General features: G+C 38.0%; 22 protein-coding genes. 20 read left to right on the top strand and 2 right to left on the bottom strand.

The annotated features are described in order from the left end of the window. Nucleotides 1-8: 8 nt before the first annotated feature. From dnaX to N7931_RS04915, 10 genes are all read left to right on the top strand, one after another. On the top strand, nt 9-2,714 hold the full coding sequence (dnaX, locus tag N7931_RS04960) for a DNA polymerase III subunit gamma/tau (RefSeq protein ID WP_262792367.1): 2,706 nt from the start codon (nt 9-11) through the stop codon (nt 2,712-2,714). Between the two features lie 39 nt (nt 2,715-2,753). Next, the gene (locus N7931_RS04955) at nt 2,754-3,086 is read left to right on the top strand and encodes a YbaB/EbfC family nucleoid-associated protein (RefSeq protein WP_262792365.1); all 333 of its coding nucleotides are present in this window, start codon (nt 2,754-2,756) and stop codon (nt 3,084-3,086) included. A 67-nt stretch (nt 3,087-3,153) separates the two neighbouring features. Further along, a complete protein-coding gene (gene recR / locus N7931_RS04950) occupies nt 3,154-3,756 on the top strand; it encodes a recombination mediator RecR (protein ID WP_262792363.1) in 603 nt (200 codons plus the stop codon). A 255-nt stretch (nt 3,757-4,011) separates the two neighbouring features. Next, nucleotides 4,012-5,931, top strand: a complete 1,920-nt coding sequence (gene htpG / locus N7931_RS04945) for a molecular chaperone HtpG (RefSeq protein WP_262792362.1) — start codon at nt 4,012-4,014, stop codon at nt 5,929-5,931. A 167-nt stretch (nt 5,932-6,098) separates the two neighbouring features. Further along, complete coding sequence (adk, locus tag N7931_RS04940; protein ID WP_262792360.1) at nt 6,099-6,743, top strand: adenylate kinase; 645 nt, start codon at nt 6,099-6,101, stop codon at nt 6,741-6,743. A 149-nt stretch (nt 6,744-6,892) separates the two neighbouring features. Continuing rightward, on the top strand, nt 6,893-7,222 hold the full coding sequence (locus N7931_RS04935) for a DUF1904 domain-containing protein (protein WP_262792359.1): 330 nt from the start codon (nt 6,893-6,895) through the stop codon (nt 7,220-7,222). Between the two features lie 93 nt (nt 7,223-7,315). Further along, entirely contained in the window at nt 7,316-8,236 is a 921-nt protein-coding gene (locus N7931_RS04930; protein ID WP_262792358.1) for a MipA/OmpV family protein, read from the top strand. 67 nt (nt 8,237-8,303) lie between these two features. After that, on the top strand, nt 8,304-8,660 hold the full coding sequence (locus tag N7931_RS04925; RefSeq protein WP_262792357.1) for a DUF3019 domain-containing protein: 357 nt from the start codon (nt 8,304-8,306) through the stop codon (nt 8,658-8,660). Continuing rightward, nucleotides 8,660-9,355, top strand: coding sequence for a response regulator (locus N7931_RS04920; RefSeq protein ID WP_262792355.1), 696 nt, complete (start codon nt 8,660-8,662; stop codon nt 9,353-9,355). The genes N7931_RS04925 and N7931_RS04920 overlap by 1 nt, the downstream gene beginning before the upstream one ends. A 6-nt stretch (nt 9,356-9,361) precedes the next feature. After that, nucleotides 9,362-10,645: an ATP-binding protein gene (locus tag N7931_RS04915; protein WP_262792354.1), complete on the top strand. Its 1,284-nt coding sequence runs from the start codon at nt 9,362-9,364 to the stop codon at nt 10,643-10,645. A 1-nt stretch (nt 10,646) separates the two neighbouring features. On the opposite strand, the gene N7931_RS04910 is transcribed toward N7931_RS04915, so the two are convergent. Beyond that, a complete protein-coding gene (locus N7931_RS04910; protein WP_262792353.1) occupies nt 10,647-10,976 on the bottom strand; it encodes a DUF6170 family protein in 330 nt (109 codons plus the stop codon). A gap of 99 nt (nt 10,977-11,075) precedes the next feature. Here N7931_RS04910 and pdxH point away from each other — a divergent pair, with 99 nt between their 5' ends. From pdxH to ung, 8 genes are all read left to right on the top strand, one after another. Next, nucleotides 11,076-11,717: a pyridoxamine 5'-phosphate oxidase gene (gene pdxH / locus N7931_RS04905; protein WP_262792352.1), complete on the top strand. Its 642-nt coding sequence runs from the start codon at nt 11,076-11,078 to the stop codon at nt 11,715-11,717. A gap of 179 nt (nt 11,718-11,896) precedes the next feature. Beyond that, on the top strand, nt 11,897-12,262 hold the full coding sequence (locus N7931_RS04900) for a response regulator (RefSeq protein ID WP_262792350.1): 366 nt from the start codon (nt 11,897-11,899) through the stop codon (nt 12,260-12,262). Continuing rightward, the gene (locus tag N7931_RS04895; protein ID WP_262792348.1) at nt 12,259-12,873 is read left to right on the top strand and encodes a chemotaxis protein; all 615 of its coding nucleotides are present in this window, start codon (nt 12,259-12,261) and stop codon (nt 12,871-12,873) included. The genes N7931_RS04900 and N7931_RS04895 overlap by 4 nt, the downstream gene beginning before the upstream one ends. A gap of 20 nt (nt 12,874-12,893) precedes the next feature. After that, nucleotides 12,894-13,826, top strand: coding sequence for a diguanylate cyclase (locus tag N7931_RS04890; RefSeq protein ID WP_262792346.1), 933 nt, complete (start codon nt 12,894-12,896; stop codon nt 13,824-13,826). 277 nt (nt 13,827-14,103) lie between these two features. Continuing rightward, a complete protein-coding gene (gene thrA / locus N7931_RS04885) occupies nt 14,104-16,563 on the top strand; it encodes a bifunctional aspartate kinase/homoserine dehydrogenase I (protein WP_262792344.1) in 2,460 nt (819 codons plus the stop codon). A 1-nt stretch (nt 16,564) separates the two neighbouring features. Continuing rightward, nucleotides 16,565-17,518 carry a homoserine kinase gene (gene thrB / locus N7931_RS04880; RefSeq protein WP_262792343.1) on the top strand — a complete coding sequence of 318 codons (954 nt, stop codon included), beginning with the start codon at nt 16,565-16,567 and terminating at the stop codon, nt 17,516-17,518. Continuing rightward, on the top strand, nt 17,519-18,805 hold the full coding sequence (gene thrC, locus N7931_RS04875; protein ID WP_262792341.1) for a threonine synthase: 1,287 nt from the start codon (nt 17,519-17,521) through the stop codon (nt 18,803-18,805). It begins immediately after the preceding gene. A gap of 82 nt (nt 18,806-18,887) precedes the next feature. Continuing rightward, a complete protein-coding gene (gene ung / locus N7931_RS04870; RefSeq protein ID WP_262792339.1) occupies nt 18,888-19,547 on the top strand; it encodes a uracil-DNA glycosylase in 660 nt (219 codons plus the stop codon). 50 nt (nt 19,548-19,597) lie between these two features. Here ung and N7931_RS04865 read toward each other — a convergent pair whose 3' ends face one another. Next, nucleotides 19,598-19,768: a DUF3545 family protein gene (locus N7931_RS04865; protein WP_262792337.1), complete on the bottom strand. Its 171-nt coding sequence runs from the start codon at nt 19,766-19,768 to the stop codon at nt 19,598-19,600. Nucleotides 19,769-20,009: 241 nt separating this feature from the next. Here N7931_RS04865 and mpl point away from each other — a divergent pair, with 241 nt between their 5' ends. Together mpl and N7931_RS04855 are read left to right on the top strand one after the other, a co-directional pair. Further along, entirely contained in the window at nt 20,010-21,365 is a 1,356-nt protein-coding gene (gene mpl / locus N7931_RS04860) for a UDP-N-acetylmuramate:L-alanyl-gamma-D-glutamyl-meso-diaminopimelate ligase (RefSeq protein WP_262792336.1), read from the top strand. Between the two features lie 57 nt (nt 21,366-21,422). Further along, nucleotides 21,423-22,049 carry a flavin prenyltransferase UbiX gene (locus N7931_RS04855; RefSeq protein ID WP_262792335.1) on the top strand — a complete coding sequence of 209 codons (627 nt, stop codon included), beginning with the start codon at nt 21,423-21,425 and terminating at the stop codon, nt 22,047-22,049. Nucleotides 22,050-22,053: the final 4 nt, after the last annotated feature.

The following is a 22,053-nucleotide window of genomic DNA, read 5'->3' as shown; positions in this document are numbered from 1 at the left end:
TTAATTTCATGAGTTATCAAGCTTTAGCGCGTAAATGGCGGCCACAAATGTTTGCCCAGTTAATGGGGCAAGAGCATGTAGTAACGGCTTTAAGTAATGCATTAAGTAACGACAGACTACATCACGCTTATTTATTTACTGGCACCCGAGGTGTGGGAAAAACCACAATTGCCCGTATTTTTGCTAAAAGTTTAAACTGCGAAAATGGAGTAACGGCTGAGCCGTGTGGTCAGTGTCAGCATTGTGTTGCAATTGAAGAAGGACGTTTTGTTGACTTGGTGGAAGTGGACGCAGCCTCACGCACTAAAGTTGAAGATACCCGTGAAATTTTAGATAACGTTCAATATAAACCGACTCAGGGGCGTTATAAAGTTTATCTGATTGACGAAGTTCACATGCTATCCCGTCATTCATTTAATGCCTTATTAAAAACGCTGGAAGAGCCACCTCCGCACATTAAATTTTTATTGGCAACGACTGATCCACAAAAACTACCGGTTACTATTTTATCGCGTTGTTTGCAATTTAGTTTAAAAGCAATGACTTTAAGCCAAATTGAAACTCAGTTAGATAAAATATTAAATGCTGAGAACATTGCTTTTGAGCAACCAGCGTTAGCCTTATTAGCCAAAGCGGCTAATGGTAGTATGCGCGATTCATTGAGCTTAACTGATCAGGCCGTTGCTCAGGGTAACGGCCAGTTAAAAGAAGCTAATGTACGTAACATGCTTGGTTTATTAGACGAGCAGCATACTGCAAAACTGGTGAGCGCAATTGTAGACAATGATTTTGCCAGTGCCATGCAAGCAATTGAAGATCTTTCACAAGCAGCGGTAGATGCAGAGCAAGTGTTAGTTGAACTGATGAATGCTTTCCATCAAATTGCCTTAATTCAAAGTTTACCTGATTACGCCAAGTTAAATGAAAAGCTGGCTGATATATTAACTTTAGCCGCAAATAACTTACCGGACGAGCAAGTTCAGCTTTATTATCAGATTTGTTTGCGAGGTCGCCGCGATCTACCTTATGCAGCACATCCAAGAGCTGGTCTTGAAATGACCATGATGCGTTTATTTGCCTTTAATCCGGTGTCAATTGACAGAGCAGAGGTATTTTCTGCAAAAAAGCAGTTAAACAAGTCGGATAATCCGGCATCATCCAATTCGCTTTTAACTGAGCAATCAGAGGGTAAAACCGCTTTAGATAAGGCAGATTTGACAGAACAATCACAGCAAGCTGCTGTTTCAGTGCAAAATGTAGAGCAAGTCGCAGAGCAAATTGAGACTGAATTAGAATCCAAATCAGAGGCTATTTCAGAGTTTCGACATGGAGAAACAGCAGACTCTACTTCGCAAGTAGAAGCAGAACCTGCTCATATTGATTCTGATACTTTGCCGACTACACAACCAGATAGCTCGATAGAAGCTGCTAACTCAAGCTCTGCAGATTTAGCTTCAACAGATGAGCCTGACTCAGTCGATTCAAAGCCACTTGATTTAGACGTAGAGCAAACAAGCGAGCAATTGGTTGAATTAAATGCGCAGCAGGCACAAATTTTATCTTTAGCTGAAAGCCAGTTAAAACCAAACTCTGAAACTCAGACCTTATCTGAATCTGCACCTCATATTGAAATTGAACAGGTCTCAGTAGATATAGAAACGACTGATATTAGCACTGAACCGGCCATTGATTCTGTTGCTGACTCAATTGAATTGGCAACGCAAGAAAATAATATTGCTGTGCAAAATAATTCAGCCGATGAATTTTCTGTACCGGCTGATTATCAAGCTTATGAACAGCAGAACAGTCAATATGATGACTCTGATTATGCAGATTATCAGAATTTTGCCGCCGGTTATGATCCAGAGCAAACAACAGAAACTCAGCATTTAACTCATCAAACTATAGCTGAACAAAATGATGAGCCAATTAGTGCTGATATTTCTGATATGCTCAGTTCTATTCGGCAAACTAAAGCCGGTAAAAAAGAAGAGCAAAATAAAACGATTCAAACCGATGAGTTTGATCCTAACATTGTGCACGCTTTAGCTCAGCAAGCTTCTGAGCTGGTTGTTGAACATAAAGCCGAAAACTCTCAACAAAACTATCAACCAGACCATACGCAAAGCCTTGAACAAGATACACCGCCGTGGCATGCAGAACAACAAACTGAGCAAACCAATAACCAGTTAAATCCGGCGGAGCAGGCACAAACATTAACTGAATGGCAAGCAACGGCTGAACAAGCACAGTTAGATCGTCAGGCAAGGCAAAATTCAACTGAGTTTGCAAATTTAAATATTAACCAAAAAGTGCATCAAGGGATCCGTAAAGCACATCAATTTGACGACTGGGCTGAATTAATTGAGCAGCTAGAATTATCCGGATTGCAGCGGCAATTCGCTTTACATTCTACTTATCAGCTTAATAATAATCAGGTGAACTTACGTTTGAGTGAGAGTCAAAAACATTTAAATACGCAGCATAATTGCCAAATTTTAAAACAAAAATTGGCTGCAGTATTAAATCAAAATATTGAAATTAATGTCGAAATAGCAGATAAACTTGAGGCTACGCCTTATCAAATTCAGCAAGAAATTGAAGATTGTCGCTTAGTTTATGCAAATGAACTGATTGACTCTGATACGCAAGTTAACGCATTATTGGCGCAATTTGACGGGCAAATTGTGTCCGGTTCAATTAAAGCTGTGTAACAAATTTAAATTTAGTAATAGTGTAAAAGGTAAAAAATTATGTTTAAAGGTGGTGGCGGTCTTGGCAATATGATGAAGCAAGCTCAGCAAATGCAAGAGCGTATGCAAAAAGCCCAAGAAGAAATCGCAAAAATGGAAGTAACGGGTGAAGCAGGTGCCGGTCTGGTTAAAGTCACTATGGCAGGCAATCATGGCGTTCGCCGAGTTAATATTGATCAATCTTTATTAGAAGAAGATAAAGAAATGCTGGAAGATTTAATTGCCGCAGCTTGTAATGACGCGGTACGCAGAGTTGAAAAGCAAAATCAGGAAAAAATGGCAGAAGTAACAGGCGGTATGCAATTACCTCCGGGCTTTAAAATGCCGTTTTAATTATTATTGAAAATGCAGCGCAACTCGCTGCATTTTTATTTAGCCTTAACCAAAACAGTTGTATTAAATGAAGTTTACGCCGTTAATTGAAGAATTGATTGAGTCATTAAAAATATTACCCGGAGTTGGTCCTAAATCGGCTCAGCGCATTGCTTTTGGTTTGCTGGAACGCCAGCAAAAAGGCGCAAGGCGTTTATCATCTGCAATTAATTCAGCTTTGCAGGGCGTTTGCCGTTGTCAGTTATGCCGAAATTTTTCAGAGCATGAAGTTTGTGATATTTGCCATTCTGAATTTAGGCAAGAATCGGCACAAATTTGTGTTGTTGCTTCGCCAATGGATTTATTGGCTATTGAAGACACAGGACATTACAAAGGGCGTTATTTTGTTTTAATGGGGTTATTATCGCCGATTGATGGCATTGGGCCGCAAGAGTTAGGGCTTAATTTACTTGAAAAACAATTAATGGAACAAAATATTGAGGAGCTTATTTTAGCGACTTCTCCGAGTGTTGAAGGTGAGGCAACAGCTTATTATATTTCTGAAATCGCAGCGCAATATCAAATTAAAGTGACTCGTTTAGCTCAAGGTTTACCATCTGGCGGTGAGTTAGCTTCAATCGACGGTAAAACCTTAGGTCATGCGTTTAGCGGCCGAAAATCCTTAGCTTAATTCTGGCGACTATAGCGCTAACAATTAGTTCTACCTTACGTATTTTTCTCCGGCTGAAATCAAACATCTTGAGGCAGCACGGGGAAATCAATAATTAATCTTATAGTTTAATTATTTTTTCCCTTGAAAAACTATCCCTAACCCCCATTTTTGATAACACTGCCAAGGCTAGCTCTAGTCTGGCAACCTTATTTTATCGCAAGTTTTTTGCAGTTAGTTTTATCAGATTTAACCGAATATAGCGGAGACTTATTCATGAGCGAAGTTGCACATAAAGAAACACATGGTTTTCAAACCGAGGTAAAACAGTTATTACAACTGATGATCCACTCACTTTATTCAAATAAAGAAATCTTTTTACGTGAGTTAATTTCTAACGCATCAGATGCGGCCGACAAACTCAGATTTAAAGCTTTAGAAAATAATGCCTTGTTTGAAAACGATGGTGAATTGCGTGTTCGTGTTGCTGTCGATAAAACCGCTAATACCATTACCATTAGCGATAATGGTATTGGGATGACTCGTGACGAAGTGATTGAACATTTAGGCACAATTGCTAAGTCGGGCACTAAAGAGTTTTTTGGTAACTTAACCGGTGATCAAGCAAAAGATTCTAAATTAATCGGTCAGTTTGGGGTTGGTTTTTATTCTGCATTTATTGTTGCAGATAATGTAACAGTACGTACCCGTGCGGCTGGTCAAAGTGCAGATCGTGGCGTTGAGTGGCAGTCAGCCGGCGAGGGTGAGTTCTCTATTGCTGATATTGAAAAAGCTGATCGTGGTACTGAAGTTATTTTACACCTTCGAGAAGAAGAAAAAGAATTTTTAGATGAGTGGAAAGTTCGCTCAACAATTACCCGTTATTCTGATCATATTGGTATTCCGGTTGAAATGTATCAAGAAGGAACACCTGAGCAGGAAGTGGAAGATGGTGATAATATTCCAGCAACAGAAGGTGGTTGGGAAGCCATTAACAAAGGTACTGCACTTTGGACTCGAGATAAATCTGAAATCACTGATGAAGAATATAAAGAATTTTATAAATCTGTTGCGCATGATTTTGATGAGCCGCTTAAATGGGCACATAACAAGGTTGAAGGTAAAACTGAATATACCAGCTTGTTATATATTCCAAAACGCGCACCATTTGATTTGTGGAACCGCGATGTAAAACACGGCGTTAAACTGTATGTACAACGTGTTTTTATTATGGATGATGCCGAAAAATTCTTACCAAGCTACTTACGATTTGTGAAAGGTTTAGTTGATTCTAACGATTTGCCACTTAACGTATCGCGTGAAATTTTACAGGACAATAAAGTCACTCAAGCCATTCGTAATGGTAACGTAAAACGAGTTTTACAAATTTTAACTCGCATGGCAGAAAACAACCCAGAAGATTATAAAACATTCTGGAAAGAGTTTGGTAATGTGTTGAAAGAAGGTCCAGCAGAAGATTTTTCTAATAAAGAAAAAATTGCCAAGTTATTCCGCTTTGCTTCAACTCATAATGATACCGCAGAACAAAGTGTGTCATTAGATGATTATCTTGGCCGAATGAAAGAAGGTCAGGATAAAATTTATTACATTACTGCAGATACTTTTGCGGCGGCTAAAAACAGCCCGCATCTTGAAGTTTTCCGTAAAAAAGGCATTGAAGTCTTATTAATGGCTGAACGTGTTGATGAATGGATGATGAGCCATATTACTGAATATAGCGAAAAACAATTCCAGCATGTTGCTAAAGCCAATATTGATTTGTCTGATATGGATGACGAAGAAACTAAAAAAGCACATGAAGAAACAGAAAAAGAATTCAAGAGCTTTGTTGAGCGTGCTAAAACTGCTTTAGGCGATAAAGTTAAAGATGTGAAAGTGACTCATAAATTAACTGACTCGCCGGCAGTGATTACAACAGATGAATTTGATATGAATACTCAAATGCAAAAACTGTTAGAAGCAGCTGGTCAGGCAATGCCAGAAACCAAATACATTTTTGAAGTAAATCCGGATCACTCATTGGTTAAACGCATTGCGGATGAAGCAGATGAAGCTGCATTTAAAGAGTGGGTTGAAGTATTACTTGATCAAGCCACTTTAGCTGAGCGTGGTTCATTAGAAAATCCGGCAGAGTTTGTCAGCAGGCTGAATAAATTATTGCTTAAAGTTGCTTAATACTGGCTACTTAGCTGCATAATTATTTAATTAAAGGGGATAAATATCCCCTTTTTTATTTGTCAAAAATAAGCAAAAACGGCTCAAATCGGGATTAAAACTTGTATATTTGGTGCCTTTTGTGTATTGTTCGCCGCAGTTTATTTTTAGTTTTTTCAGAGGTCGTTATGCGAATCATCTTATTAGGTGCGCCGGGCGCAGGTAAAGGCACTCAAGCGCAATACTTAATGCAAGAGTTTGGCATTCCACAAATCTCAACTGGTGATATGTTACGTGCTGCCATTAAAGCGGGTACACCACTTGGATTGGAAGCAAAAAAAGTTATTGATGCAGGTCAGTTGGTTTCTGATGAAATCATTATTGGTTTAGTAAAAGAGCGTATTGCACAAGCGGATTGTGAAAATGGCTTTTTATTAGATGGTTTCCCAAGAACAATTCCACAAGCTGATGCTATGGTTGAAAGCAACATCGACATTGATTATGTTTTAGAATTTGATGTACCAGATCAAGTCATTGTTGAGCGTATGAGTGGCCGCCGTGTTCACCAAGCTTCGGGTCGTGTTTATCACCTTGTTTATAATCCACCAAAAGTGGAAGGTAAAGATGATGTAACGGGCGAGGATTTAGTGATCCGTGCAGATGATGAAGCTGAAACCGTTAAAAAACGTTTAGATATTTATCATGAGCAAACTGAGCCATTAGTTGCTTATTATCAAAATTTAGCAGAGCAAGGTAAAACCAAATATTGTAAATTAGATGGTACTTTGCAAGTTGAGCAAGTGAGCCAACAATTAAAAACCTTATTAGGTTAATTTATTTTAGTCAGCTTGCTAGGCTGGCTTATTTAAGCTAAATTATCTATCTTTAAAGCTCGTTACGAAAGTAACGAGCTTTTTTTATGCGCTTTTTTCAATTGGTTTAATTTTTTTAGCGTGATATATCAACTATTTTAGGAGAATTTATGCCACACTTAAGGCTATATGCGGTAAGTGAAGCAGTTGCAGAAACATTAAGTGAAACCTTACTCCCAGAGCTTGCTCAACTAACCCAATCTCCGTTAGAAGATTATAATATTCAGCTCATTCAGAGCCAGTTTTATCAAGCAGGTCAAAAAAGCCAAGGTAATCCGCAAGTAGAAGTATTGTGGTTTGAACGGGCTTTACATATTCAAAATAAATGTGCGAAAGCAATTACCAATGCGTTATTACCTTATTATGAAAATACAGATATTCAAGTTGCTTTTACCGTGATTGGTCATAAACAATATTACATTAATGGCGAGCATTTTTAGATAATTGTTATTAAGTGTAACCTTTACTGGTATTCTTTGATTTAGTTGATAAATTTAGCCATATTTAGCGGTAAATTAATTTAGAGAAATCACTTGTTAAAACCAGCGTCACTTATTTTCAGTTTAGGGTGTTTATTTACTTTTAATACTGCATTGGCCGATTCTCAAGCTTATCCGGCTGATTCTGGCAGTTATGCTAAGGTAGACTCGTGGCATTTTTCAGTCTCTTTAGGGGTTGGTAATAAATCTAATCCTTTAGTGCAAGGTGATGATTTTCCGTTGTATATTTTGCCGTCGGTATATTATTACGGTGAAAATGTATTTTTTGAAAATGGCGACTTAGGTTATACCTTTGTCGAAACTCCGAATTATGCATTAAGCGCTATTAGCCGATTAAATGAAGAAGTGGTTCACTTTGTTGACTGGCACCCAGCTAATATTTTGATGACTCAATTTGTTAATTCAGACTCTAAAGAGCCGACATTAGATACCAAATTAACAGCAGAATGGTCTAACAATAATCAAAATCAAATCTCTCCACAAAGTGCCCATCTCGATTATCGTCAATTAGCTAAACGTAAATGGTCGCTTGATGCAGGTGTTCAACTCGACTGGTTTATTAATGATACAAGTGCTTTTCGACTCAGTGTGTTAACGGATGTCAGTCAAGTTCATTATGGAGAAAATATCAACCTTGAATTTAGGCAAGTTGTTAATTATACCAACCACTGGCAGCTAAACTGGGGGATTGGCACAGACTGGCTAAGTAAAGAGCTCAGCCGTTATTATTATGGGGTATCACAGCGAGATAATGTAGACTCGGTGTATTATTATCAGCCAGATTCTGCTTTATTACCTTATATAAAATTAAGTCCAAGTTATCGTTTTAACTCAAATTGGCGTTTAGTTGGCTTGTTTAAATATCAGCATTTACCCAGTGAAATAACAGATAGTCCAATTGTTGAAAAAAATAACAGAACAACTTGGTTTGTTGGGGTTAACTATGCCTTTTAAACCAAAAACTTTAAATGTTTTAAAGTTTTTGGGGCAGCTAAGCTGTTTAATTACGGGGTGTTTTTTAGTGCATTTTGCTACAGCACAAGACAACATAGTTAGCTTTAACATTCAGCCAAACCGCTGTGTATTGGCACAAAACGAGCCAGTTTGCCAATTTTCTGCGCGTTTTGCATGGCAAGCAAATCAGGTAATTCAGCAGGTTTGTTTATGGCAATCAACAGAGTTAATTAAATGCTGGTCACAATTATCCGGCGGTGAAATAAAACCTGAATTAAACTTACAGCAAACCACCCCTTTTTATTTAACTTTAAGCAATACATTCAATCCAGACTTAATTATTGCCGAGCAATCTATTCAGATATTAAATCAACAAACTGGAGAATATAGACGGCGCTTACATTCACAGTGGAGTTTATTTTAATGCAACATATTGTATTGGTTGAAGACGATGACAGGCTGGCGAGTTTAATCGAAAAATTTCTGAATAAAAATGGTTACAAGGTAAGCCGGATAAGTGACGGACGAAGTGCAGTTCAATTTATTTTGAGCCACAAGCCGGATTTAGTGTTGCTGGATATTAACTTGCCGGATTTAGATGGATTTGCGGTTTGCCGCCAAATTAGACATCAATTTAATCAACCCATTTTATTTTTAACTGCAAAAGACAGTGATTATGATCATGTTAGCGGGCTAGAAATGGGGGCGGATGATTATTTAATTAAACCGATTGAACCCCATGTATTATTGGCCCGAATTCATAATGCATTTCGTCGTTGTCAGACGAATATGATTAGCCAGCAAAAACTAACCTTTGGTCAACTGAGCATTGAAAAAAGCTCACGAATTGTCACTTTAGCAGAGCAACCTATTGAGTTAACGACACATGAATTTGAATTGTTGTGGTTACTTGCCAGCCATGCTGGACAAGTGCAAAGTCGTGAATTTGTTCATCAGCAAATGATTGGGCGAGAATATGATGGGCTTGATCGCAGCGTAGATGTCAGAATTTCCAGATTACGTAAAAAATTGCAGGATAACCTTAAAAAACCTTACCGGATTATTACGGTTTGGGGGAAAGGGTATTTATTTAGTGCAACTGCATGGGAACAAAGCTGATTCATCATGACGCGTTTATTTATCAGCTTATATTTAATTATTGTCTGCGGATTATTTTTAATTGGCTGGGGGGCAGAACAAACATGGAAAATGTTAACCCAACAAACGACAACAGAATCTGAAGTTACGGATAACCTTAATTTAAAATTATTGCCTTTGGCGATAACAAAATTTGAGTCAGAGCAAGCGCTTTCTCAGGCTTTAGCTAATGCACTAAATACTCAGGTTAGGGTAATTGAAACGCAAGATATTTTATTGCCTCAAGCCCAGTTTTCGGCTTTAAAACAAGGGCAAAGTATTCCAACCTATACCCAACAAAATGCGTTAATTATTTATCATTATTGGCCTTTAAAACATAAAGTCATTGAAATCGGGCCGCTGACACTTTCGCAAAATAACCAAACTTTAAACTGGTTATTACGCAGTTTAAGTTATTTGGTCTTAGCTTTGGTGATTGCCGCTTGGGTTTGGCCTTTGTGGCGAGATTTAAATGCCTTACAAACCGCCTCGAAAGCTTATGCAAAAGGGCAATTTGAATTTTCACCTGAGGTTAAAAAAACATCAGCTATTTATCCGTTAGCCAGTAGTTTTGAGAAGATGGCTGCTCAGATTAGTCAATTAATTGATGAACAAAAACAATTGGTTAATGCGGTGAGTCATGACCTAAGAACACCGCTTTCACGAATTAAATTTTCATTGAATATGTTGCCTCAAACGACATTAACTCAGTTGCCAGATGTGCAGCAGGATTTAGCTGAGCTTGAAAAGTTAATTGAAGAGTTATTAAGTTATGCCAGGCTTGAAAATCAATCACAAGGCTTAAATTTAGATTATGTAGATTTAAATGAGCTAATTTGCCATCAGGCCGATAAGTTTAATCAATTTACTGACAAAAAGATTATAACTGAAATTAATCAAACGCTTATATGGTTATGTGATGGCTGGTTAATTGAGCGCTGCCTTGATAATTTATTATCCAATGCTGTGCGATATGCAAAAAACACGATTATAGTGCAGGCTCAAATTGTTAATAAACAACTCATTATTCGTGTTGAAGATGATGGCGAAGGGATTGACCCTTTGCAATATCAACAAATATTTAAGCCCTTTACACGGTTAGAAACCAGCCGCAATAAACAATCAGCCGGTTTTGGTTTAGGCTTAGCCATTGTCGATAAAATTTGCCAGTGGCATCAAGGCCAGTGTTGTGTTTCGGCCAGTTCAGCGGGCGGAGCTAAATTTACCCTTTATTTAGCTGATTTAACTGACAGCTCTAATTTAACGCCTTAAATCAGGCGTTTTCCTCTTGTAAACTCGCTTGTTCTGCCTGATAAACTTTAAGTGCCTGTGGCAGATATTTTTTGGCTAAATTTAATTGAATCGGATTGGTAATTAATGGGTAACAAATGCCAACTATTATCATAGGAATGAGCATCCACCATTGTTCGAATCTGGCGACCATAACAAAAATCGGCGATAACACGATAAGTTTAGCAATGTTTAAAATAAATTTATCCGGTACGGTAAAATAAGCTTGAGCCTGAGTAATGATCCGCGCACGTTGAGTAAAAGTATAAGGTTTAAGCTCAGGTATTTGTGAAGATTTAAAATAAAATGCCATAGGGTTTCTAAAATTGTATCTAATAAAATGCTAAACTGACTGCAAGCAAGTTTAGCATTTTATTGGTTTAGTAAACATCTTTAATTCTATTGAGGCAGCATGTCGATTTTTTATCAGGTTAGAAGAGAATATGATTTAAGTCATTTAACCGAAGCCGAGTTAACAGATAATCCATTTGAGTTATTTGAAATTTGGCTTGAGCAGGTTATGAAAATTGATGCGATTAAAGACCCAACAGCGATGATTTTAGCAACGGTTAATGAGCAAGGTATTCCTTCGCAAAGAACGGTTTTAATGAAATCGGTTGATTCTTCCGGTCTCGTTTTTTATACCAATAAAAACAGCAGAAAAGGGCAGGATTTAGCCGCTAATCAGCAAGTTAGTGTGTTGTTTCCTTGGTTAGTGGCTGAGCGACAAGTTATTTTTAGCGGCCAAGTTGAAGCTTTGGCTGAATCTGAAAACGATGAATATTTTTCATCACGGCCACTAACGAGTCAGGTAGCAGCTTTAGTTTCCGAGCAAAGTAAACCAATTGCCTCACGAGATCTGCTTGAGCAAAAATATCATCAAAGTTTGGCAGAGCATCAAGCTCAACCGGTTCAGCGTCCGCCACATTGGGGTGGGTTTAAAATTAAGGTACAAAGAGTTGAATTTTGGCAAGGTGGTGAACACAGATTACACGACCGATTTTGTTACCAAAAAGATAAAGATAAATGGATAATCGAGCGGCTTCAGCCATAATAATTAATAGGTTAACTAGTATGATTTTTTAGCATATTGTTTAAAAAATGTTTTAGTTGGTTGGAATTTATGCTATTTTGGCGCTGTTTCAAGCGTAATATAATTAAAACTTGTATTTTGTGGTCTGATCAGTCATAAATAGACCAGTCCAAAAAGCAAGAATCAGAGAATAATAATAAATGACCTTATCAGTCTTAATTTGTGACGACTCGGCATTAGCCCGTAAACAAGTTAAAAAAAGCTTTCCGGAAAATTGGAATGTAGATGTTCGCTTAGCATCAAATGGCTTAGAAGCCATTAACATGATGCGCGAAAAAATAGCGGATGTTTTATTTCTGGATCTGACCATGCCTGAGTTAGATGGTATTTCGGTCTTAGAGCTTTTAAAACTTAAAAAGCTTGCTAATTATGTCATCGTTATTTCAGCAGATATCCAACCTGAAATGCAAAAACGGGTGACAGAACTTGGTGCTCTTGCTTTTATCCAGAAGCCTGTAAATTCCGAAAAGTTAAGCCAAATATTAGAAGAATATGGATTGTTATGATTGAAATTACGATTACGGAAGAACAAAGAGACTGTTTACAAGAGCTGATTAATGTTGCTATGGGTCGTGCTAGCGATAAACTTGCGCGTTATTTAGAAACCTTTGTACATTTGCAAGTCCCGCATATAGAACTAGTATCTTCGTCTGAATTACCACAAGCTTTTGCTGAAACTTATGGTGATGATAGTGTGACATTATTAAGTCAGGGGTTTTATGGACAGGATGGTATTACAGGTGAAACACTTTTAATTTATCGAGCAGATCATACCAAAAATATAGCTAACATATTAGGCTATGAGCCTGATGAAGTTTCAGAAATGGAACAGTTAACTGATATCAGCTCTATTTTAACAACTACTTTCTTAAATGGTCTAGCTGAGCAAATTGATAATCAAATTGCTTATAGCGCGCCTAGAGTAATTTCTTCGTCTGAAACTTCAATTGAAAAGCATTTACAAGACTTGTCTTTTAATTGGGAACTGGCTTTAAAAGTTGCGATTAGCTATCAAGTTACAGATTATGAGTTTAACTGTGATATGGTGTTATTAATACCGGGTGTTGCAATTGAAAATATCCAACAAGTGTTAGATCAAATATTAGAAGAATATTAACAGTACACTAGGTTATATATATGCATTCTTTAGTTGTAGAGTCACTCAACACTGGCGTTATTCTTGTTGATGCCGATTATAACCTTGTTTATTTCAATCATTTTATGCAATCTCACCCGGCCTTAAAATCCCCTGATATCTTAGGGAAAAATTTATTTTCCGTTTTTCCTGAGTTACCTAAAAGTTGGATGACTCGTAAATTACAAAGTGTTGTTATGCTCGACTCTCCAGCATTTAGCTCGTGGGAGCAGCGTCAGTATCTTTTTAAAATGCAGCATACCCGGCCAATTACAACCAGTAATGAATTTATGGCGCAGAATATATCTATGTTGCCTATAAAATCTGATAAAACAAAAAATGAAGTCGATCATATTTGTATTACCGTTGAAGATGCAACGGATGTATGTTTTTATCAGGAAAAACTTAAACTGACCTTAGCTGAACTAGAGCGTTCTAATCGAACAGATGGTTTAACACAAATTGCGAACCGCCGTTATTGGGAAGAAAGGTTTAATACCGCATTTTTATCAGCGGTGCGATATAATGAAGAACTCAGTTTAATTTTATTCGATCTGGATAAATTTAAGATTATTAATGACAAGTTTGGTCACCAAGCTGGAGATAAAGTATTAATTGAATCAGCTGCTCTTATCCAATCTATGTTGAGGCAGCATGATGTCTTTGGACGTTATGGCGGTGAAGAATTTGCTATTTTATTACCCAACACTGGTTTGCGCGGTGCCTACGAATTAGCTGAGCGTATTCGAGTTGCGTTTGAGAATCAGATAGTTGAGTACAAGTCATTTAATATAGCTGCTACATTAAGTCTTGGGGTTGTGAGCTATCATTCAGGTATAAGAAACTATGATGACATGTTAACTCGGGCTGATATGGCTTTGTATGAGTCTAAACGCTCTGGCAGAAATAAAACGACAGTTTATCAGGCTAGTTAACATATTTATTCCTTTTGTTAGTCTATATTTTTCTTTTTCGCTTGAGCTTAATGATTTAGCAGCAGATATAACCAAATAGTCATTGACAGATTGAGTCAGATCAGGCACAGTTTCGCCCCATGAAATACAGCGCATATATTACCATTACCCAAATTATTACCATTACCTTAATTTAAGGAGTGGTCACTGGCTAATGCGCTCAAATAACTAATTTTTTGCAAAGCCCGTGACTGTTAAAAGTCGCGGGCTTTTTTGTCTGAGAAATAGGAAAAGATTGATGCAAGTTTTAAAATTTGGTGGGTCTTCTTTAGCAGATGCACAACGCTATCAAATGGTCAGAGACATTGTTTTAGCTAAACAAGCTGACGAATCAACAGCTGTCGTTTTATCTGCGCCAAAAGGAGTAACTAATAATTTAGTTGCTTTAGTTGATGCAGCGGTAACAGGGCAGGATACTCAAGAATTACTCAACCAATTAGAAACTACCATTCATTCAATTATTAATGACTTATCTGCTCAGTACGAAAATTATAATAAAGCGGGTGTTGTTGACGTTGTTGAACAAAAACTAAGCTTTTTGAAAACCAGATTGGAAGGCATCCAATTATTAGGCGAATGTCCTGATTCAGTTAACGCTGCAATTATTTGTTTAGGTGAATTTGTTAGTGTTGAAATTTTTGCTGAGTTAGTTCGTGCCAGTGGTCAACAGTCAGATATTATTGATCCAACTAAACTCGTGATTGCGCATGGTAACTTTCTAGAATCTCAGGCAGATATTGAAGCTAGTCGTCAATTATTTGCACATGCTGAATTACCACAAAACAGCGTTTGGGTTATGCCGGGTTTTTGTGCCCGTAATGCTCAGGGTGAGTTAGTGACATTAGGCCGAAATGGTTCTGATTATAGCGCTGCTATTTTAGCTGCTTGTATTGATGCATCTGTTTGTGAAATTTGGACTGATGTAGATGGGGTTTATAATGCGGATCCCAATAAAGTTTACAATGCACAATTAGTTGACCAGCTATCTTATCAAGAAGCGATGGAGCTTTCTTATTTTGGTGCTAAAGTTTTACACCCTAAAACCATTGGTCCTATCGCTCAATATCATATTCCTTGTCGTATCCGTAATACCTTAAACCCTGCAGCACCTGGCACATTAATCTCAAAAGAGAGCATTGATGCAAATCATGTTGTTAAAGGTATTTCTACTTTAAATGATGTGACTATGGTGAATGTTGCCGGCCCAGGTATGAAAGGCATGGTGGGTATGGCGAGTCGAATTTTTGATGCTATTTCGCGCGCCAAAGTGTCTGTATTATTAATTACTCAGTCATCTAGTGAATATAGTATTAGCTTTTGTATCCATTCGAGCGATTCAGAACGAGTGCAAAGCATTTTAGAGCAAGAGTTTGAACTAGAGCTGAGCAACCAATTATTAGAGCCAATTGAATTACGTGACCATTTGTCAGTTATTTCAATTGTGGGCGATGGAATGCGAATGCAGCAAGGCATTGCTGCTAAGTTTTTTGCATCATTAAGTCAAACTAAAGTGAATATTGTAGCAATTGCACAAGGCTCATCTGAGCGTTCAATTTCAGCTGTGATTGAAGGCACTAAGAGTCAGGATGCGATCAAAGTAACTCATCAGAATTTCTTTACTAACCTGCATGTCATTGACGCCTTTATGGTTGGCTGTGGCACAGTGGGTAAAGCGCTGTTAAAACAATTAGAAAAACAACAACCAATTTTAAAAGAGCGTAATATCAGTTTACAGGTGTATGGTTTGGCCAATAGCCGCCAAATGGCTTTAGCTGATCAGGGTATTAATTTGTCTGAATGGGAATCTGTTTTAGCACAAGGCGAAAGCAAATTTACACTTGAGAATTTACAAAAGTTTGTAACAGATAATCACTTAATTAACCCTGTGATTATTGATTGTACTAGTAACGATCAAATTGCATCTCAGTATGTTGACTTTTTATCGGCTGGTTTCCATGTCGTTACGCCAAATAAAAAAGCCAATACCAGCAGCATGAGATTTTATCATGAGCTTCGCCAAGCTGCGGCTCAAACGAACCGTCGCTTTTTATACGAAACTAACGTAGGCGCAGGTTTACCGGTTATTGACACTTTGCAAAATTTATTAAGTGCAGGGGATGAATTAATTGGTTTCCAAGGTATTTTATCTGGCTCGTTGTCTTTCATCTTTGGTAAATTAGACGAAGGAATGACCTTATCTGAAGCGACAGAAATTGCACGTACCAATGGCTTTACCGAACCAGATCCGCGTGACGATTTAAGCGGAATGGATGTTGCCCGTAAGCTATTAATTATGGCGCGTGAAGCCGGTATGGAAATGGAATTGGATGATATTAATATCCAGTCTGTTTTACCACCTGAGTTTGACGCTAGCGGCTCAATTGATGAGTTTATGCAAAACTTGCCAAAAGCGGATGCTTATTATCAGCAAATAGCTGAAACAGCAAAAGCCGAAGGCAAAGTATTACGCTATGTTGGCATTATTGAAAACGGTAAATGCCGTTGTAGCATTCAGGCTGTTGGTGCAGATCATCCATTATTTGTGATTAAAGATGGTGAAAACGCATTAGCAATTGAAAGTTTATATTATCAGCCAATTCCACTTGTTATCCGAGGTTATGGTGCAGGTGCAGATGTAACAGCTGCAGGTGTTTTCTCTGATTTAATGCGCACTATGCCGTGGAAGCGTGAGGTTTAAAATGGCTGTAACTGCTTATGCTCCGGCATCAACCGGTAATGTTAGTTTAGGGTTTGATATTTTAGGATTGGCGCTTGCGCCAATTGATGGCAGTTTGTTAGGTGACAGAGTTTCAGTAATTGCTGAAGCGGATGAATTTAGTTTAGAAAACGCCGGTTATTTTGCGCATAAATTACCGGACGATCCTAAACAGAATATCGTTTACGACTGCTTTTTAGGTTTTCAGGCTGCAATGGCTGAGCTGGGCATTGATGTTAAACCTGTGCAGATGAAACTTGAGAAAAACTTGCCAATTGGCAGTGGTTTAGGTTCATCGGCTAGTTCAATTGTCGCCGCTTTAGCTGCGTTAAATGGCTTTTATGGTAACCCTCTTAATGCTGAAGCTTTGCTGAGATTAATGGGAAAACTAGAAGGTCAAATTAGTGGCAGTATTCATTATGATAATGTCGCACCTTGTTATTTAGGTGGCCTACAACTTATGCTGGAAAGCGATACGCAGATCAGTTTAAGTTTGCCAGTTTTTGATGACTGGTATTGGGTAATTTGTTATTCGGGCGCAAGTGTTTCAACTGCTGCAGCTCGTGAAATTTTACCTAAGCAATATGATAAAGCGACCACCATTGAGTTTGGTCGTCAATTGGCTGTATTTGTTGATGCATTGCATCGTGGTGACAGAGTATTGGCCGCCAGCATGATGAAAGATGTGATTGCAGAACCTTACCGTAAATCTTTGCTTAATAACTTTGATGCCGGGCGTGAATACGCTGAGCAACAAGGCGCATTAGCTTTTGGTATTTCGGGTTCTGGTCCAACTGTGTTTGCGGCGGTAGATGATTTACAGGCAGCCGAAAAAATTAAAAGCTGGTTAGAGCAAAATTATATTCAAAACGAAAACGGGTTTGCTCATATTTGCAAAGTAGATGCCCGTGGAACCCAAGTCTTAGAGGACGAATAAGTGGAATTAGTTAATTTAAAAGATTCTTCAGAAGTTGTAAGTTTTAGCCAAGCGGTTAAACAAGGTTTAGGTCGTAACCAAGGTTTATTTTTTCCTACCTCATTACCTAAATTAGATAATGTAGATGCGTTATTAGAAATGCCGTTTCAACAACGCAGTGCTTATATCTTAAACACATTAATTGGCGATGAGTTTGGTGAAGAAACTGTAACCGAAATGGTGAATAATGCCTTTCAGTTTACAGCACCTTTAGCCCATGTTGCTGACAATGTATACAGCTTAGAGCTGTACCACGGCCCAACGTTAGCTTTTAAAGATTTTGGCGCTCGTTTTATGGCGCAATGTTTAGCACAAGTAACAGGCGATAACCCTGTGACTATTTTAACCGCAACGTCTGGTGATACCGGTGCTGCTGTTGCTCATGCATTTCATGGTTTAGATAACATTCAGGTTGTGATTTTATATCCTAAAGGCATGGTGAGTGTATTGCAGGAAAAACAATTTTCTACATTAGGTGACAATATTCACTCAGTAGAAATTGAAGGTGCATTTGATGATTGTCAGGCTTTGGTTAAACAAGCGTTTGATGATGAACAAATTAAAACAGAATTGCACTTAAACTCTGCTAACTCAATTAACATTGCGCGTTTAATGGCACAGGTTTGTTATTATTTTGAAGCGGTTGCGCAATTACCGGCTGAAAAACGTGCAGAGGCTGTTATCTCTGTACCAAGCGGTAACTTTGGTAACTTAGCTGCAGCTATGATAGCCAAGGTGATGGGCTTACCAATTAAACGTTTTATTGCGTCTACCAACGTTAACGATACTGTACCACGCTATTTATTAAGTGGTTTATGGGAGCCTAAAAAGACGGTTGCGACTATTTCAAATGCAATGGATATTAGCTCTCCTAACAACTGGCCACGTATCGAAGCTATGTTTGAGCAAGGTTTAGTAGATAAAGCCTTATTAACGGCTGAAAGTGTTGATGAAGATTACACGCAAATTGGGGTACGCCAGTTAAATGATTTAGGTTATTTAAGTGAGCCTCATGCAGCGGTTGCTTATAAAGCATTAAAACGCACATTAGCAGATGATGAAACGGGTATTTTCTTAGGTACTGCACATCCGGCTAAATTTAAAGAAACAGTTGAAAACATTTTAGGTACACCAGTTGCTTTACCTAAAGCGTTAAGTGATGTAGCAAATAAAGAGTTATTATCAGACAGCTTACCGGCTGATTTTGACGCCTTAAAAAGCTATATGTTTACTACATTAAAAGCTTAATGGCTGTTAATTTAAAATAATCGTTTAAACGCCCTGATTTCAGGGCGTTTTTGTTTTAGCTTATCAATCAAGGGGCAGAATAATGGCAACCTGGAAAGATGTATTAGCAGATGAAAAAACGCAGCCGTATTTTCAGCAAATTCTCAATTTTGTTAAAACGGAGCGGGAAGCTGGCAAAATTATTTATCCGCCTCAAGAGCAAGTTTTTTCAGCTTTTGCCTCAACCGAACTAGATAAAGTTAAAGTTGTAATTTTAGGGCAAGATCCTTATCACGGCCCAAATCAGGCACATGGTTTATGTTTTTCTGTGCAGCCTGGTGTGAAAATTCCGCCGTCACTGGTCAATATTTACAAAGAGCTAGCTAATGATATTACTGGCTTTCAAATACCGAATCATGGCTATTTACAACCTTGGGCTGAGCAAGGTGTCCTGATGTTAAATACGGTATTAACGGTTGAGCAAGGACAAGCGCACTCTCATGCTAAATGTGGTTGGGAGCAGTTTACTGATGTGGTTATGCAAAAAATTAATGATCACTGTGAAGGCGTTGTTTTTTTATTATGGGGTTCACATGCACATAAAAAAGCTCGGGTGATCAATCCAAATAAACACTTTATTTTAAAAAGCGTTCATCCGTCCCCTTTATCTGCGCACAGAGGCTTTTTAGGCTGCCAACATTTTAGTCGAACCAATCAAATACTGGTGGAGCAAGGTAAAGCCCCAATCAACTGGCAGGTTTGAGTTGCAATAAAAAAGCCCGTTTAAAAACGGGCTTCTTGTTTAAAATCTGGTTAGTTAAAAGGCATTTCCAGCTCTTCTAATTGTTCAAATTCGTCTATTTCTCTCAATTCGTTATATAGGCTGCGTTCTTCTAAAATTGCTTCAATTTCTCGCCACTTACGTTTTTTATTGCATTTTGCTTTTTTTACTGGTGTTGCAAATAAATCGTTATAAGTATCCATATTATGCTCCATCAAACAAAATTGAAAACTAACATCATTAAAGCTGAAACAGCCCTTGGCTGACAGTCGAAGAGTAATCTGCTTAGATGACTGATTTATTAACCTAATATGACTTTTTTAATAAACTAAATTGGATAAACAAAAACGATATTTTGTCCGCGTTTTATTAAACTAAACCCCATTTTTAACCGTAAACTGTTATCATACTTACATTATTAATTTAACTGCTGTGTTTGAATTTATGCATATTCATATTTTAGGTATTTGTGGCACTTTTATGGGTGGATTGGCTGTATTAGCTAAAGAGTTAGGATACAAAGTGACAGGCTCAGATGCCAATGTATATCCGCCAATGAGCGACCAATTAAGCGCATTGGGTATTGAATTAATGCAAGGCTACAGCGCAGATAACTTAAAAGATGAACCGGATGTTGTTGTGATTGGCAATGCATTATCGCGTGGTAATCCGGAAGTTGAAGCTGTGCTGGAAAAAAACCTTTATTATGTTTCTGGCCCGCAGTGGTTATTTGATCATGTTTTAAAAGACAAGTGGGTGATTGCTGCCTCTGGTACACATGGTAAAACCACAACGAGTAGTATGCTCGCTTGGATTTTGGAAGATACCGGCTGCAAACCCGGATTTTTAATTGGGGGGGTTGCTAATAATTTTGGCATTTCGGCAAGGTTGGGCGATTCTATCTTTTTTGTGATTGAAGCAGATGAATACGACAGCGCATTTTTTGATAAACGCAGTAAATTTGTACATTATCATCCGCGAACCTTAATTATTAATAATTTAGAGTTTGATCATGCTGATATATTTGAAGATTTAGCCGCTATTCAAAAGCAGTTTCACCATTTAATTCGCACTGTTCCGGGTTCTGGGTTAGTGATTTCTCCCGATACCCCAGAAATTAATCAGGTATTAGAAAAAGGCTGTTGGAGTCAAACAGCCTTACTGGCTCACAATAAAGCTTGGCATTTTGAGCCAATCAAATCTGATTTTAGCCAGTTAACGATTTTTCAAAATGGTACACAAGTTGGCCAACTCAACTGGAACTTATTAGGCGAGCATAATGCGCATAATGCCACTATGGCGATAGCTGCGGCTTATCACGCTGGGGTGAGGCCAGAAGATTCAATTGCTGCGTTAAGTCGCTTTGAAAATGTGAAACGGCGGTTAGAACTAAAAGGGCAGGTGAATCAAGTTAACGTTTATGATGATTTTGCGCATCACCCAACAGCGATAAAAACAACCCTAGCTGGGCTTGCTAATCATATTCAGGCGGGTCGTATTATTGCGGTATTAGAGCCTAGATCCAATACCATGAAAATGGGTATTCATAAAACAGAGTTAGCTGAATCTTTAGCCGAGGCCGATAAAGTCTTTTTGCTCCAACCGGATAATATTAACTGGAGTTTGGATGAAATAATGCAGGCATCTAAGCTGAACTATCAGGTATTGGATAAGCTGGATGATTTGGTGCAACAAATTATTGAATATGCCGAGCCACAAGATCACATTTTAGTCATGAGCAATGGTGGTTTTGGTGGCATTCATCAAAAAATATTAAATGGCTTAAAGCCACAAACTTAACCATTATTAATAAAGTAACAATAAAGTAAAACAGTAGAGCAAACAATAGAGTAAGTTATGAGTCAGACAATAACTGAGTTTAACGGCGAAATCAGCTTAGCATTAACCGGTGCATCTGGAATGCCTTATGCGGTTAATTTATTAAAAGCGCTGGTTGAAGCAAACTATAAAATTCATTTATTGATATCTTCTGCCGCGTTGGTGGTTTTAAAAACCGAAAGCAACTTAAATGTACCGGCTAAACCTGAATCAGCAGCTAAGTTTTTTACCCAACTAACCAATGCCAAAGCAGAACAAATTCAGTGTTATGGTAAAGATGAATGGTTTTCACCGGTCGCATCCGGCTCTTCAGCCCCTAAAAAAATGGTGATATGCCCAGCCAGTATGGGAACCGTTTCGGCAATTGTAACAGGTGCTAGTGATAATTTAATTGAGCGCGCGGCGGATGTTATCATTAAAGAGAAAGGTCAGTTGATTATTTTACCCAGAGAAATGCCGTTTTCAGCGATTCATTTGGATAATCTGGCAAAACTGGCACATTTAGGTGTGACTGTTATGCCAGCCAGTCCGGGATTTTATCATCAACCACAAAATATTGATGATTTGGTAAACTTTGTGGTAGCCAGAATTTTAGATCATTTAAATATTAAACAAACGCTAATGAGCCCTTGGGGTTATCAATAAAAGC

It is taken from the genome of Catenovulum sp. 2E275, assembly GCF_025515275.1.
Lineage (GTDB): Bacteria > Pseudomonadota > Gammaproteobacteria > Enterobacterales > Alteromonadaceae > Catenovulum.
This window is presented reverse-complemented; position numbering and strand designations above follow the sequence as displayed.